The organism is Pseudomonas sp. LBUM1678 (assembly GCF_059695575.1).
On the sequence record NZ_CP166775.1, the window covers coordinates 4826734 to 4841782 of the forward strand.

General features: G+C 53.7%; 14 protein-coding genes. 6 read left to right on the forward strand and 8 right to left on the reverse strand.

The window, feature by feature from the left end; translation table 11 throughout:
• Window positions 1-5 precede the first annotated feature (5 nt).
• Window positions 6-857 (reverse strand): urea carboxylase-associated family protein, encoded by an 852-nt coding sequence (locus tag ACA070_RS21880; protein ID WP_497448310.1) that lies wholly within the window; start codon window positions 855-857, stop codon window positions 6-8.
• Window positions 858-872: 15 nt separating this feature from the next.
• Window positions 873-1526 (reverse strand): GntR family transcriptional regulator, encoded by a 654-nt coding sequence (locus ACA070_RS21885; protein WP_497448311.1) that lies wholly within the window; start codon window positions 1524-1526, stop codon window positions 873-875.
• Window positions 1527-1702: 176 nt separating this feature from the next.
• Between ACA070_RS21885 and ACA070_RS21890 the strand changes: the two genes are divergently transcribed.
• The gene (locus tag ACA070_RS21890; protein WP_497448312.1) at window positions 1703-2260 is read left to right on the forward strand and encodes a TetR/AcrR family transcriptional regulator; all 558 of its coding nucleotides are present in this window, start codon (window positions 1703-1705) and stop codon (window positions 2258-2260) included.
• On the opposite strand, the gene fabF is transcribed toward ACA070_RS21890, so the two are convergent.
• The 6 genes from fabF to ACA070_RS21920 form a co-directional block, all read right to left on the reverse strand.
• Complete coding sequence (gene fabF, locus ACA070_RS21895; RefSeq protein WP_497448313.1) at window positions 2257-3531, reverse strand: beta-ketoacyl-ACP synthase II; 1275 nt, start codon at window positions 3529-3531, stop codon at window positions 2257-2259. The genes ACA070_RS21890 and fabF overlap by 4 nt on opposite strands.
• A 32-nt stretch (window positions 3532-3563) precedes the next feature.
• Window positions 3564-4358, reverse strand: a complete 795-nt coding sequence (locus ACA070_RS21900; RefSeq protein ID WP_497448314.1) for an SDR family NAD(P)-dependent oxidoreductase — start codon at window positions 4356-4358, stop codon at window positions 3564-3566.
• 199 nt (window positions 4359-4557) lie between these two features.
• On the reverse strand, window positions 4558-4893 hold the full coding sequence (locus ACA070_RS21905) for a ComEA family DNA-binding protein (RefSeq protein WP_497448315.1): 336 nt from the start codon (window positions 4891-4893) through the stop codon (window positions 4558-4560).
• A gap of 112 nt (window positions 4894-5005) precedes the next feature.
• Window positions 5006-7000, reverse strand: a complete 1995-nt coding sequence (locus tag ACA070_RS21910; RefSeq protein ID WP_497452003.1) for a polysaccharide biosynthesis protein — start codon at window positions 6998-7000, stop codon at window positions 5006-5008.
• 109 nt (window positions 7001-7109) lie between these two features.
• On the reverse strand, window positions 7110-8138 hold the full coding sequence (locus tag ACA070_RS21915) for an MraY family glycosyltransferase (protein WP_497452004.1): 1029 nt from the start codon (window positions 8136-8138) through the stop codon (window positions 7110-7112).
• On the reverse strand, window positions 8138-9103 hold the full coding sequence (locus tag ACA070_RS21920; protein ID WP_497448316.1) for a UDP-glucose 4-epimerase family protein: 966 nt from the start codon (window positions 9101-9103) through the stop codon (window positions 8138-8140). Before ACA070_RS21920 ends, ACA070_RS21915 begins: the two co-directional genes overlap by 1 nt.
• 326 nt (window positions 9104-9429) lie before the next feature.
• On the opposite strand from ACA070_RS21920, the gene ACA070_RS21925 reads away from it, so the two are divergent.
• The 5 genes from ACA070_RS21925 to ACA070_RS21945 all read left to right on the forward strand — a co-directional run bounded on the left by ACA070_RS21925 (window position 9430) and on the right by ACA070_RS21945 (window position 15029).
• The gene (locus tag ACA070_RS21925) at window positions 9430-10527 is read left to right on the forward strand and encodes a DegT/DnrJ/EryC1/StrS family aminotransferase (protein ID WP_497448317.1); all 1098 of its coding nucleotides are present in this window, start codon (window positions 9430-9432) and stop codon (window positions 10525-10527) included.
• A complete protein-coding gene (locus ACA070_RS21930) occupies window positions 10524-11471 on the forward strand; it encodes a glycosyltransferase family 2 protein (protein WP_461955092.1) in 948 nt (315 codons plus the stop codon). The genes ACA070_RS21925 and ACA070_RS21930 overlap by 4 nt, the downstream gene beginning before the upstream one ends.
• Window positions 11464-12417, forward strand: a complete 954-nt coding sequence (locus ACA070_RS21935; RefSeq protein WP_497448318.1) for a WxcM-like domain-containing protein — start codon at window positions 11464-11466, stop codon at window positions 12415-12417. Before ACA070_RS21930 ends, ACA070_RS21935 begins: the two co-directional genes overlap by 8 nt.
• Window positions 12418-12521: 104 nt before the next feature.
• Window positions 12522-12830 (forward strand): GtrA family protein, encoded by a 309-nt coding sequence (locus ACA070_RS21940; RefSeq protein ID WP_497452005.1) that lies wholly within the window; start codon window positions 12522-12524, stop codon window positions 12828-12830.
• A 6-nt stretch (window positions 12831-12836) separates the two neighbouring features.
• Entirely contained in the window at window positions 12837-15029 is a 2193-nt protein-coding gene (locus ACA070_RS21945) for a glucosyltransferase domain-containing protein (RefSeq protein WP_497448319.1), read from the forward strand.
• Window positions 15030-15049: the final 20 nt, after the last annotated feature.

A 15049-nucleotide genomic window follows, 5' to 3' on the forward strand; every position in this document is an offset into this window, starting at 1 on the left:
CGTCTCTACCTTTCCCAATCCGCCTTGGCGATCTGCAAGCCATGCAGCCCTTTATACGCTGCACGTTCCGGCTGGCTCCAGCCCTTGAGCAACGAATCCTCCAACCGATAAATCTCCACCCCCAGCGGGCGACAGACGCTCAGCGGATCCTGCGCATCCGGCCCCCACATGGCCAGCGACAGATCACCACCCGGACAGGTCGACAGCGCACACAGCAAATCAATCTCGGCAAAGAACTCCAGGTAATCGCCCTTCTGCGCCGGACACGCTTTCATGAAGTACATGTCGTCATGGTTCAGGCCCGTGCACTGGAAAATGTTCAGCACGTCGTGCACGTCAAATTCGGTCAGGCCATGGGGCAACACGGCGCGCGTCAGGTTCGAGTGGCAGTGATGATGGAAGTCCTCACCCGTGAGCATTTTGTTCACATAGGGATCGCAGCGAGTGCCGAGCAAATCGTGCAAACGACCGCCATGTTCGTCGATGCCGTAACCGGCCAGGCTATCGTCGGTGATGGTCACCAGCGGCCGTAAGAAAGGCAAGTTCGACCAGAGCCGATCGTGGGTGCTGACATGCGCGCCCTGCAGCTGCCGCGTCCGCGCCGCCCACAGCCGCTCGCGAGGGTCGTTGGCATTCCAGACGTTGAAGTCGCCGACCTGCGGGCCGACCGGCGTGGTCACGCGGAACACGTGCCCGGCCGGCACGTTCCAGGCCCGACCGGTGCGGATCGGCACTTCGAACTGCTCGATCAGCGTCCGACCCTCCTTCGCGTCGCGGATCCGTTCGTAGAAGGCTTTGTCCACCTGCAAGGCCGAGCCTTTGCTGACTTGATAGGCCGCCGGATAGTCTTTGTACATGGCAAGAATCCTCGATCAGTGACGGGAAATCGGTGCAAGCATCTGCAACAGAAGGTGTTCGGAATCGTCCAGATAAAGGCTCATGGCGTCCTCGGCCGCGGTTTTGTCGCCCTCGGCCAGCAGGTCATGGATCTGCCGGTCGCGAGCCAGCCAGGGCGCCTGAAAACGTGATTCATCGGGAGCGGTGCAGAACGCCAGACGCAGTTGCGCAACAACGTTGGTGAAAAACTCATCGAACAATGGGCTGCTCAGTAACCCGACGATGTGTTGATGAAACGCCAGGCTGTGGGTGCCGACAGCGCGCCAGTCCTCGCGCTCCCGGGCCAGCTCGGTGGCCTCCAGCGCCTCGAGCATCCGCTCGGACTGGTCATCGCGAAGTGGCTGGCTCACGCTGATGGCCTGCAACTCCAGGGTGCGACGAACCTTGAACAGATCCCGCACATCATCAACGCCCAGCCGGCGTACCATCACGCCCTTGTTGCGCACGTAACGGGTCAGACCATCCTGCCCCAGGCGGTGCAACGCTTCGCGAATGGTATTGCGAGAGGCGTTGTAGGCAGACACCAGATCGTTTTCCACCAACGCCATGCCAGGCAATAGGCGACCGCCAATGATGTCGGCGCGTATCTCCAATGTGATGTGGTCGGCCAGGGACAGTTCACTGTTCATGCTCATCGCCTCGTGATTGTTCAACAATCGTTAACTGACAAGTAATCACTATTCGTGCCAGTTCATTCGGCGCGGCACGACGACAATGGACGCATCTGCATGCTTTTTAGAAGTAGAAGTACAGTCACCATCCCATTTTCATTGGTTAAGATGGCGCATTGTTGCGGAGATTCCAGATGCGTTACTCGCAGGACCATAAAGCCCAGACACATCAACGCATCATCAAGGAAGCCTCAGCGCGATTTCGCCGCGACGGTATCGGCGCGACCGGCTTGCAACCCCTGATGAAAGCATTGGGCTTGACCCACGGCGGTTTCTACTCGCATTTCAAGTCCAAGGACGAACTGGTGGAAAAGGCTTTGCAAGCCGCAGGTGATCAGGTCGATGTGATTTGCGCCGAGCTCTTCGCGCAGGATCGTCCGCTGGAGGCGTTCATCGACGCCTATTTGTCCGAGTGGCACCAGACTTCACCGGATGAGGGTTGCCCGCTGCCGACCATGTCATCGGAACTGGGCCTGCGTGGGCAGCCCAGTCCGACCTCTGATGTGGTGCTCAATGCAAGGCTTGAACAAGTGCAAGGCACGCTTGAAGGCGAAGATGCCGCCGACCGCAGCATCTTCATTATGTCCGCCCTGGTCGGGGCGTTGCTGCTATCGCGCAGTGTCGAGAACCCAGAGTTGGCCCAGCGGATCCTCGACGTGACACGCGAGTTTCTCAAACAGCCCCAGGACTAATCCTGCCAGCGCTTGAACAGCACACTGGCATTGACCCCGCCAAACCCGAAGCCATTGGACAGTGCGTACTCGATCTCCATCGGCCGCGCCTGACCGTGGACGATGTCTACACCTTGCGCCGCCGGATCCGGATTTTCGAAATTGAGTGTAGGTGGCACCACCTGATCGCGGATTGCCAACAGCGTGAAGATCGCCTCAATCCCGCCCGCCGCACCCAGCAAATGTCCGGTGGCGGACTTGGTCGACGTCACCGCGATCTTGTTGTCCGTACCGAACAATGACTTGATGGCGGCCAACTCGCCCAGGTCCCCGACCGGGGTCGAAGTTGCGTGAGCGTTGAGATGCTGCACCTGTGCGGCAGAAATGCCCGCCTGGGCCAGTGCCAGCGACATCGCCCGGCGCGCACCGCTGCCATCTTCGGGGCCGGCAGTCAGGTGATAGGCATCGGCACTGGTGCCGTATCCGACCAGCTCGGCCAAGGGTTGGGCGCCACGGGCAAGAGCATGCTCCAGTGATTCGATCACCAGAAGACCCGCCCCCTCGCCCATCACAAAGCCATCACGGCCACTGTCGAACGGCCGTGAGGCGCGCTCCGGTGTTTCGTTGTAACCGCTGGACAAGGCTCGCGCTGCTGCGAACCCGGCCAGACTGACCCGATCGATCGCAGCCTCCGCGCCACCGCACACGGCAATATCCGCCTCACCGCAACGAATCAGCCGTGCGGCGTCGCCGATCGCCTGGACCCCAGCCGCGCACGCCGTCACCGGAGCACCCAACGGGCCTTTGAAACCATGCTGGATCGACACATGACCGGCCGCGAGGTTGACCAGAAACGAAGGAATGGTGAATGGCGACAAACGTCGCGGGCCGCGGGTGTCCGTGGTCCGGACCGCATCGGCGATCGCACCGAAGCCACCCACGCCCGAGCCGATAATCGTCGCGGTGCGTTCCTGGGTCTTGGCGTCCAGCGCTTGCCAACCGGCCTGCTCAAGCGCCTGGCGCGCGGCCTCCATGGCAAACATAATGAAGCGGTCCATCTTCTTCTGCTCTTTGGGCGGCGTCGCCCGATCCGGGTCAAAACCCGCTTCAGGATCTTCCGCCACGCTGAGCACTGCGCCACCGACCTTGGCCGGCAGATCGGCGACCACTTCGTCAGGCAAATTACGCAACCCGGAGCGCCCGGCCAACAGACGCCTCCAGACCGCCTCAACTCCGCTGCCCAACGGAGACACCAGGCCCATGCCCGTTACAACCACTCGACGATCATTCATACCGCTATTACCTCAAGCCGATTGAAGGCGCCTCACTTGTAACGCGTGGCGGCCGTACTTCTGGAAAGATTCGGCGCCATGACCAGGCGCGCTTTTACAAAGTCGTCCCACTCGGAAGCGTTCGGCAACGATGGAATGGTGATCAGCTCACCCTGGTCCAGACCGGACAGCGCCGCATCGACCATTTCACCTGCTTCCATCACCATTTCTGCGGGAATCTGGGAAGCGTCGATACCGGAGCGTTCCCAAATTTCGGTGCGTGTTACGCCCGGCAACACCGCCTGGACCTTCACCCCGGTACCGTCCAGTTCCGCGTTCAACGACTGCGTCAGACTTAACACATAAGCCTTGCTGGCACTGTAAGTCGCGTTGAATCGCTCAGGAAACAACGCCACCACCGAGGCGATGTTGATGATCGAACCCCGACCCGCCTTGGCGAAACTGGCAGCCGCTGCCGATGCCAGACGTGTGACGGTAGTGACGTTCAGCTGAATCAGTTTTTCCATCTGCTCCATGTCGGAATTCGCCAACAGACCATCGGCGGCAACACCGGCGTTGTTCAGTAGCAGGCTGATACTCGAATCACTGCGCAGACGCTGCTCAATCTTCAGAACATCGTCTTTTTGTGTCAGGTCAGCCTTGAGTACTTCGACCTGAACACCATGTTCGACGCGTAACTTGCTCGCCGCTGCCTGCAACCGCTCCTCGTCGCGAGCGACCAGCAACAGATCAAAACCTCGGGCCGCCAACCGCTCAGCGTAGATGGCGCCGATTCCGGAAGAGGCTCCGGTGACGAGGGCGGTTCCTTGGGTCTGGACTGAATTCATGAGCGTGCTCCTGTGAGGATGCGCTTGGAAGATAAATATCTGAGCGCTTCGGCGGATTGAGAAATTATTATAGGCATAATCCAAAGGCAATATGATAGTCGTAATTTTTTATAGACCGATGGAAGGCCCGTCACCGCTCCTTACGCCAAAATGCAAAAAGGCCGGTCAATGACCGGCCTCTTGGGCGTTGATATAAAGCTTAGTTCACTTCCAGCTTCTCGCGGTTCTTATCCAGAATCGCCTTGCCTATCCCCTTCACTTCCAGCAGCTCGTCTACGGACGAAAAAGGTCCATTACTGTCACGATAAGCAACAATCGCTTTGGCCTTTGCCTCCCCTATACCGGATAGCTCACGCTGAAGGGTAGGTGCATCAGCTCCATTGAGATCGACTTTGCCAGGCTGGGCCTTGGGTGCAACTTCCAGAACCAAAGGTGCACTGCCAGCATCAGGTTTTGCCGCAGGCGCGGCAATAGCGGCAATAGAGGCGCTGGTGAGCAGGGCAAAAACCAGAGAGTAGAAATAGCCAGTACGCATAATTGAAGCTCCATGACATCGATTGAGAAAGCAGCTTTTCCGAAGCTGCTCTCCAAACTTAGGCGATGTGGTGAAGCTGTCAAAAGTGTGTCTGTTGCAGGATGTGAAACAATCAGGGGTCGAGGCGTCGTTGTTGGTAGATCCAGTCGACGATCTCGCCATCGGGGCTGTAACCGCTGACGGTTTCGCGCAAGAGCTGACGGACCCGACTGTAATCGTCATGATCGACAGCAATCAGCAACTCCGTCAAACGGCCCTTGAGTACATCCCAGGGCAAATGATCTTCGTTGGCGCTCATGATCATTGGATGTTGCGTCGCGCCCACGTTGTCGCCAATCAGCAACTCCTCGTAAAGCTTCTCGCCGGGACGCAGACCGGTGAATTCGATGGAGATGTCGCCTTGCAAATTCTTATCCGAACGAACGCTCAAACCCGACAGGTGAATCATCTTCTCTGCCAGCTCGACAATCTTCACCGGTTCGCCCATGTCCAGAACGAACACATCACCGCCCTGCCCCATGGAACCCGCCTGGATCACCAGTTGCGCGGCTTCGGGGATGGTCATGAAATAACGAGTGATTTTCGGGTGGGTGACCGTCAACGGGCCACCGGATTTGATCTGGCGGTGAAACAGCGGGATCACTGAACCGGAAGACCCCAGCACATTGCCAAAGCGCACCATGGTGAACCGGGTCTTGTTGACCCGGGATACATTGGCCTTGTCGCCGAACAGCACTGGGGCGATTTCTCGACTGAGGGCTTGTAGGGTCAACTCGGCCAACCGCTTGGTGCTGCCCATGACATTCGTGGGGCGAACAGCCTTGTCGGTGGAGATCAACACAAAGTTGGACACGCCGGATTGCAACGCAGCCTGAGCGGTATTGAGCGTGCCAATGACGTTGTTAAGCACGCCTTCGGCAATGTTGTGCTCGACCATTGGGACGTGTTTATACGCGGCAGCGTGGTAGACGGTGTCGACGCCCCAGGTTTTCATCACATCCAGAAGTTTGTCCTGGTGGCGAATGGAACCGAGAATTGGCAACAATCTGACCTGTATAGACCCGCGATAAGCGCGCTGCTCCAGTTCCGAGAGAATGCTGTATAGATTGAATTCGCTGTGTTCAAACAGCAACAGCGTCGTCGGGCCAAGCGAGAAAATCTGCCGGCACAGCTCCGCGCCGATCGATCCGCCTGCACCCGTGACCATGACTGTCTTGCCTTTGATACAGCGTTCGAGCAAGTCCGGCTGCGCGGGCACCGAGTCGCGTCCCAGGAGGTCGGCGATATCCACTTCCTGGATGTCTTCGACCTTTACCCGGCCGCTGGCCAGATCGGTGAAGTTGGGTACGCTTCGGATGTGAAGGGGGAAACGTTCCAGAATAGTGAGAATTTCCCTACGACGTGCGCGGGTCGATGACGGCAGAGCGAGAAGGATTTCCTGGGCGCCGGTTTCGTCGATCATCTGTTGGATGTGTTTGGGTTTGTAGACTTGGAGGCCTGCGATCGAACGATCCGCGATGCTTGGATCATCATCAATAAATGCCACGGGACGCATGGCTCGGCCCATGCGAAGTGCCGCGACAAGCTGATTTCCCGCCACACCGGCACCATACACAGCAACCTTGATAAGGCCGTCCTCACGATTGGTAAATGGTACATGCTGGGCGGTGTTGAACCAGTCGCCCATGAAATATTGACGCATGCATAGTCGCAGCCCGCCAATAATGACGAGGCTGAGCCACCAATAGTTGAAAACAATGGAGCGTGGCACTACCGCTTCGTGATTACTGTACCAATAGACAGCGACAGCCAAAATAAGCGACGAAAGGCTAACGGCTTTGATAATCGCGATAAGGGCATCATTGCCGAAATAGCGCATGACGGCACGGTACATGCCAAAACGCACAAACAAGGGAATAGCGATAACCGGGGCACAAACGAAGAGCCAAAAATGGACCTTCAAGGGGTTGTACATATCGTCCAGGCCCAGGCGCACAATGAACGCCAACCACAGGGCCATCCAGACCAGCAGGATGTCAGTGGCGACCTGTATCAACCTTTTCCGACGCCGAGGGAGCCCCACCAAATATGCTCTGATTTTATCCATAAACCCTTCAAACACCTCAGTCGCCTCCTCTCAGCAGACCCTTCACCGTGGTGAAACCTCAAAGTCGCGCCGCGATCACTTTAAACCTAAATGACAGAGTAGTTGCTGCTTAGTTCTTTAGCGGCGGATCTTCCAGCTCTCCGGCGCGAAACTTTATTGCCAGTGCGATCAGTGGCGCATAAGCCAAAATGACTCCCAAGGCCCCGTCTAGACCAAAACGTGTCACGCACACGGCTACCGGCAACAGCCAGAACAGATTGATCACGCCAACAGCGATAGTTACCGGTAAATGCTTGCCGAAACGACGCGAGGCGAATTGGTAGGCATGGCTGCGATGCGCTTCATAGACTTTGTCCCCTCTAAACAAACGGCGAAACAGCGTGAATGTTGCATCAACGATGAACACCCCCAGCAAAATCAGCCAGGCCCATAGCATCGGTGCACTCACCCACGCCGCCTGGAGAGAAAGCCCGCCCAGGGCAATGCCGAGGAACCCGCTGCCGGCGTCGCCCATGAAAATCTTCGCGGGTGGGAAATTCCAGTAAAGAAAACCTGAAACGGAAACAGCGAGCAACAACGGTCCCCAAATCAGCGTGTCGAGACCTGCCAACCAATAAAGCAGACAGGCGCCCAAGCAAGCACAAATGGCTTCTACGCTGGCAATGCCATCGATTCCGTCCATGAAGTTGTAGAGATTGAGCAACCACACCAGATAAACAGCGGCCAGCACATGACCGGCCCAACCCAAATTGACATCGGTGCCGAATAGCTCAATGGGAGGTAAACCACCTATCCAGCCCAGAAGCCAGGCCGCCGCCGCAAAATGGCCCAGCAAACGCCAGCGTGCGGCGATATGTCCGTGGTCGTCCATAAAGCCAATCAATGCTATCGAAACCCCTGCCCCTGCAATCGCGTAAAACGCCGATGGAGAAATCAGTCCCGCGGCGTACAGAAAACCCAACGAAACGATAAAAGCCACGACAATGGCTACGCCGCCGCCTCGTGGTGTCGCGACCACATGGGAACTGCGTGCATTCGGAACGTCCATCAAACTTCGAGAAATTGCGTACTGACGTAACGCTGCCGTCAGCAGAAAGGAAATACCGACAGCCACTGGAATAAACCACGCATTACCAATCACTTGCGAGACTCCAGAAAATACTGCGCCGTCGATTTCAATCCATCATCCAGACTTGCAGGTGGACGCCAGCCCAGTAGCGCTTGATTTTTCTTGATATCGACCTGCAATGAGCCGAAAAGCCGTTGCGCTGTCGCGCGTCGTCCCAACAAGCCGGCCAGAAACACCAGCATCCCGGCAGGGATGGGTACGAGCCAGGTCTTCACACCTAAATAGGTGACAAGGCGCCGCATAAGCTGGGTCGTTGAAACATCCTCATTATCGCTGACCAGAAAGACCTGATTCACAGCCCGGGGATGATCGACACACGTATTGACCAAATCAACGACATTTTCCAGTGAGACAAGGCTTCGATGATTAGTCACCGCGCCGAACGGTAGCGGAATGCCCTTCACCAGCCAACGCATCATTTGCTGAAAATTCGCACCTACACCAGCACCGTATATAAGGACCGGGCGGATGATGACAACGTCAATTGCTCCCGTATCGGCGAGTTGCATGAGTTGTTGTTCCGCTTCGTACTTGGAAATGCCGTACGAGTCCGAAGGCTGCGGGATATCATCTGCCGAGAACGCATGTCCCAGCGCAGTACTTTCCCCATTGACCTTAATCGAGCTAACAAAGATAAATCTTTTAACACCAGCTTGTATGGCCTGGCGCGCAAGATTAAGTGTGCCCTCGACATTAATCACACGAAACTTTGCCAGCGATTGCGTCGGATCTTCGTGCATGACGTGCACTCGGGCAGCCGAATGCACAACCACGTGCACACCACTGAGGGACTGAGTCCAGTCGGTGGTTTCATCAATGTTTGATATATAAGTCTTTTCTACTAAATCGGGTAACTTACTATTCGGATTTCTGAGGGGGGCGACGACCGTTGTTTCCGGTAAAGTACAGAAACGCTTTACCAGAGCGCCTCCCAGAAACCCCGTCGCACCGGTCACAAGTATTTTTTTGGACATTTCAAACCGATTCAAAAAATAGATAGCAATGGAACAATCTATCACGTACAGGCGTCATTTTGAGCGCTGAATTTATGCGGAGCGCCCTGCCCTGCCCCTTACACAGCACTGGTTAGCCGGCTGATGAGAAACTCGAAGCCCTGGTCTCAACGCGATTTTCCATCACACAGGTTGGAGCAAACACCCGGGAGAGATAGAATCCCCCCCAATTTTGACTGATCGCTCTCCAAATAGAGCCTGAGACGCCTCGCAGCGTGCGTGTTGTCAGTAAGTCGTTCAAAATACACACTAAATTTAGCAGGCTACGACTCGAAGGGAGCATATCGATGCAGCAAATCAATAATCTCAGCGCAAAAATTGCGAAATACCGGGATCAGATCGATGCATCCATTCAGCGCGTGGTTTCCAGCGGGTGGGTAGTCCTGGGGCCAGAGGTCAAACGTTTTGAAGCATCGTTTGCCGAGTATCTGGGCGCCAGCCACTGCATAACCGTTGCCAATGGTACCGATGCAATCGAATTGGCCCTCAAGGCCCTGGGTGTTGAAAAAGGTGACGTTGTTGCCACGGTTGCTAATGCCGGCATGTATACGACCACTTCTGTTCTGTCCATCGGCGCCGTACCGGCCTTCATGGATGTCGACCTCGATACTCAGGTCGTAACGCTCGCGGAAGTAAAGCGCGCCGTTGAAGCCGGAGCCAAAGCTGTCGTCGTAACGCACCTTTACGGCTTGGCCATCCCGGAAATCCAGGAGATCGCTGTTTTCTGTGCGGACAAAGGTATTCCGCTCCTGGAAGATTGCGCACAAGCTCACGGAGCCAGCGTGCAAGGCAAGCGTGTAGGAACATTCGGCGACGCCTCGAGCTTCAGTTTCTACCCAACAAAAAACCTCGGTGCGCTTGGCGACGGCGGTGCAGTAGTCACCAACTCTGCTGAAATTGCGCAGCGAGTCTCACAATTGCGTCAATACGGCTGGTCCTCCAAATATTGCGTGGAGCTGGACGGTGCCAGAAACAGCCGTCTGGACGAAATGCAAGCCGCCATTCTCTCCGAGTTCCTGCCCCACCTTGATCAGGGCAACGCGCGACGCAACGAGATTGCCGAACGTTATCGCAACGAAATCAATCAACCCGATATCGTTCATCCGCAGGGGAATAGCGGTGCGTGGGTCGCTCACCTCTATGTCATCAAGAGCCAGAAACGTGACGCATTGCAGCAACATCTACGTAGTCTGCAAATCGCTTCCGAGGTTCACTATCCGATTCCTGACTACAAACAACCCGTATTCAAGAACGTCAACGTTGAGTGCCACTTGGCCAACACCGAGCGATTGGCAAAAGAGATTCTGACACTGCCATGCTATCCAGAAATGGAAGAGCATGAAGTCAGCGCAGTGATCAAAGCAGTCAATGGATGGATTGCATGACGTACTCGATCATCATTCCTGTGTATAAAAACGCGGAATCCATTCCGCGTTTGATCCAGGCCATCGACGAAATCAACAAGAGTTTGAACAACGAGGTAGAAGCGGTTTTTGTCGTCGACGGCAGCCCGGATGCATCGTTTGAGTTGATTCAAAAAGAGCTGCCAAACCTGCCTTTTGCAGCGCAACTACTTGCCCATTCAAGGAACTTCGGTTCATTCCCGGCGATTCGAACGGGCCTGATGGCAGCAACCGGAGAATACTTCGGCGTCATGGCGGCCGACCTGCAGGAGCCGCCGGAACTGTTGATAAGCTTCTTTCAATCACTTTCAAACGATGAGTGTGATGTTGCCATTGGTACGCGCAACGCCCGTAAGGATCCTTTTTTTAGCCGAGTGGCCTCGTCAATGTTCTGGGGGCTTTACAGAAAGCTGGTCGTCCATGACATGCCTAAAGGTGGCGTCGACATTTTTGGCTGCAATAACACATTCAAAGAACAGCTACTGAAGCTAGAAGAATCTCGTTCGTCACTGATCGCGTTAATCTTCTGGCTCGGCTTCCGAAGGAAATTCGTCGATTACGATCGCCAGACTCGCCAGGAGGGTAAATCAGCCTGGACGTTCAAGAAGAAGCTGGAATACATGATGGACAGCGTCTTCGCTTTCACCGACTACCCTATACGTCTATTGATAAAAATGGGCGCGATAGGCTCATTGATATCTGCAGCAATAGGCCTGCTTGTCATCATTGCAAGAATTCATGGCACCATCGCAGTACCAGGGTATGCCGCCACCATGGTCGTGGTCCTACTGCTAGGCACCTTGAATCTACTGGGCCTTGGACTTGTAGGCACTTATGCCTGGCGCGCCTATGAGAATACCAAACAGCGACCGTTGGCAGTCGTAAGCATACAGTTGAACAACCGAGAGCAAATCAGCCATGTCTAATCCGACAATCCACCCTAGCGCAGATGTCAAAAGTACCAACATTGGCCAAAACACCCGTGTTTGGCAGTACGTTGTCATTTTCCCTGAAGCGGTGATCGGTTCGGATGTCAACATCTGCTCTCACTGCCTGATTGAAAATGATGTCGTGATCGGCGACCGAACGACGATCAAGTCGGGTGTATATGTTTGGGATGGCCTGAGAGTTGGCAATGATGTGTTCATTGGTCCAAACGTCACTTTTACCAATGACAAGTTTCCTCGCTCGAAGGTTTACCCGGAAACCTTCCTGCCGACCGTGATTCACGACAAAGCTTCGATTGGCGGCGGTGCCGTCATCCTCCCTGGCGTTACCATCGGTATGGGGGCGATGGTTGGAGCCGGTGCGGTGGTCACCAAATCCGTACCACCGTATGCGATCGTGACCGGGTCGCCGGCGCGGATTACCGGATACGTAGAGAATTCAGCTGCAAGCGACAACAGCGAAAAACCGAAGCTCGTTGGAAATGCAGAGTCACAAGAAGGGATTACAAGGGTTGGAGTGGGCGACGTCACCTCACACAACTTCAAATTCGTTGCGGACATGCGGGGCGATTTGTCAGTCGGGGAATTTGAAAAAGAAATACCATTTGTTCCGAAGCGCTATTTTCTGGTGTTTAACGTACCCAGCCAAAAAACCCGCGGCGAACATGCTCATCACAAATGCCATCAGTTCCTTATTTGTGTTAAGGGTAGTTGCGCTGTTGTAGTAGATGACGGCCACAATCGTGCCGAAGTATTACTCGATGCTCCTAACAAAGGTATTTATTTGCCGCCCTTGATCTGGGGCATTCAGTATAAATACTCTGAAGACGCGGTCCTGCTGGTATTCACTTCTGACTACTATGACGCTGCTGATTATATTCGGGACTACTCCGACTTCGTGAAAATCACAGGCTCGAAAAACTAGTGGGCATTACCGTCTCAAAAGAAAACATACGTCGATGGGTTTCGTTCCTGGTTGGAGGGTGTTTAAACACCCTTCTAACCTATGGAATCTATTTACTGTTGAACATGTATATAAGCTATCAAAAATCTTATGTCATCGCCTACATAAGCGGGATCGTTTTCTCGTATTTATTCAACGCCCAAATTGTTTTCAATGTGAAAAAATCATGGAAAGGGTTGATGGCCTACCCTTTAGTGTATCTGCTTCAGTATATATTAGCCGCCTTAATGCTTAGCCTTATGGTGGAGAGATTAGGGATACCCAAAGAAATAGCGCCGCTTTTGATCATTGTCCTGCTTCTGCCTGTAACCTACTTGCTGAGCAAAACAATACTTAAAGCTACAAATCAGCCAAAGACAGGAATGGACCAGTAGAGCCAAATGACAAACCTGACAGAGCAACTAACACCTCGAAAACTTTCTCCATCTCATTCTTGTGACGGGGTAAAGTTCTGGATGGCGCACATCTTACCCGTTGCTATTTTGGTCTTGGCATTGTGGTTACCTTACGGATTCTCGCTAATCGGTTTGATTGAAGAATGGGGTTTGTTAGGATCGTTTACAACTCACGGACTGTTCTTCGTAGCTGACACCTCCAGCCCTTTAGCCGCCCATGCGTTACGGCCACTGACTATCCTTCCTCAAGCCATTGCTTATTATCTGGACCCCTACTCCTTTAAATACTGGAACGTGCTCCTTGCGCTCTCATTGTGCGTGAAAGGGTCGAGCCTGAGTTACATAACCAGCTACATTACCGGTTCAGCAAAATGGGGCGTTATCGCTGGCCTGCTGATCGTTGTATATCCGGCTGATACAATGCAGTTGTCGTTTAGAGCGCTTCACATCAACTGGGCGCTTAGCTTCTTGTTGCTTGGCACCGCGATATTTATCGCTGCACTGCAAGCAAAATCGAGGCCCCTGTCCTACTTCCTGAGCATCCTGGCAGCCGTATTATTATTCGCCGCATGTGCAATGTATGAGGCTTCATTATTACTGACGGTACTGCCGTTTTTAGCGATACTCGCTAAGTCGAATTTAAAGTCATCTGCTTCCCAGCTGCGTCAGCACCTATGGAAACACCTGATCTGGGTTATGGGTGCCTTCACCTATATCGCCTATGTCATTCACACCGCACCGCTCGTTAACAGTTATCAAGGGGGTATCGCTGGCAGTACCAGTGTTATCACCACGCTCCTACATTCTCTTCCGAATTTGTTTTCGATTGGCTTGCTCAGAACGACCTTGGGGGGCTGGTATGATGCAACCCGTATAACAGCAGTGGAGTTCAGCTCTTATTGGTATGCTATTAGCGTGACGCTTATTATATTTGCCGCGCTTCTTCTTCTACTGTCTCACCACAAAAAAACCAAAACCATCGAGCTCAATATTTCGGCGATAGTTTCCCTCCGACTGTTGATCGCTGGCATCATTTTAATACTATTAGGGTACGCACCGTTTCTACTGTCGACATCACATCAAGCAATCAGCCAACGCACCTTCTTGTTCGCAACTCCCGGCGGTGTGTTCGTGACACTCGCCATACTGATTGGCGTCAGCAAAGCAAGTAAAAATCTGGCAGCACTTTGCGTGGCCCTATTTGTTTTTATTGGACTGTCAAGCCAACTCTATCAATTTCACCATTACGTTAAAATATCGGACAGGCAGCGTAATATTCTAAAGAATATCGTCGATCACTTTGACGGTAAGACCGATAACAAAACGCTGGTGATCGTCGACAAGACAAATCAACTCAATAACACCTGGATGTTTATAAACGAGAACCTGCAGGCCACGCTCAACTACATCTATGGGCATCCTTTTAACTCGCTGGAGGTCTGCCGCGAAGATGGCAGTGAGTGGCAGCATACTGACAGCGTTGGCCGAAAGGGGACCTGCGAGGAGACCACCAATGAATGGATCTTTCACTACCCGACTTCTATAAGTGGCCCCGGGTTTGAACCCACCCCAAGCCTGGAAGACAAAAAGCTGGGCAAATCCGAAACCGTCGCGATCATTGTAGATCCAGATGGGGCTTCCGAGATCAATCCAGGCCGTACGGAAATGCTACGCAGTGACCAAGGTCGTACTGGCGCGATCTACCGTGGTTTTATCGATAAGCCAGACTATCAAAATCACTGGATAGGTTTCGCTGACCAAGAATCCACCGAGCACTACTTCTGGGGGTTTGGTGACTGGTGGAGTATGGAGTTGCCAATAGCAGGCTCTGGCTGGCGCGAAGCTGAATGGACTGTTAACAAGTTTCAGCATAACGCCTCAGCCTGGAAAACCAGTAAGCAGGCATTCCTCGACTTTAAGTTTATACCGGCATCAGCGCATTATCGATTAAAAGGTCAGTTCGACATAATCGTCAACCCGTCAATAAAAACCAGTATGAAAATCTTAATAAACGGAATCGATGTTCCATTTCAATGGAATGACGCCAATAAGTTTGAAGCGAAACTTGTGAAAGATCAATTCCGGAACGGAGTGAACACCATAGCTTTCATGAGTGACGTCGATGAAAATTACTACGGCTTCGCCGGAAGATTAGATTGGATTGAAATAAAAAAATAACACCTGCAAACGAATAATTA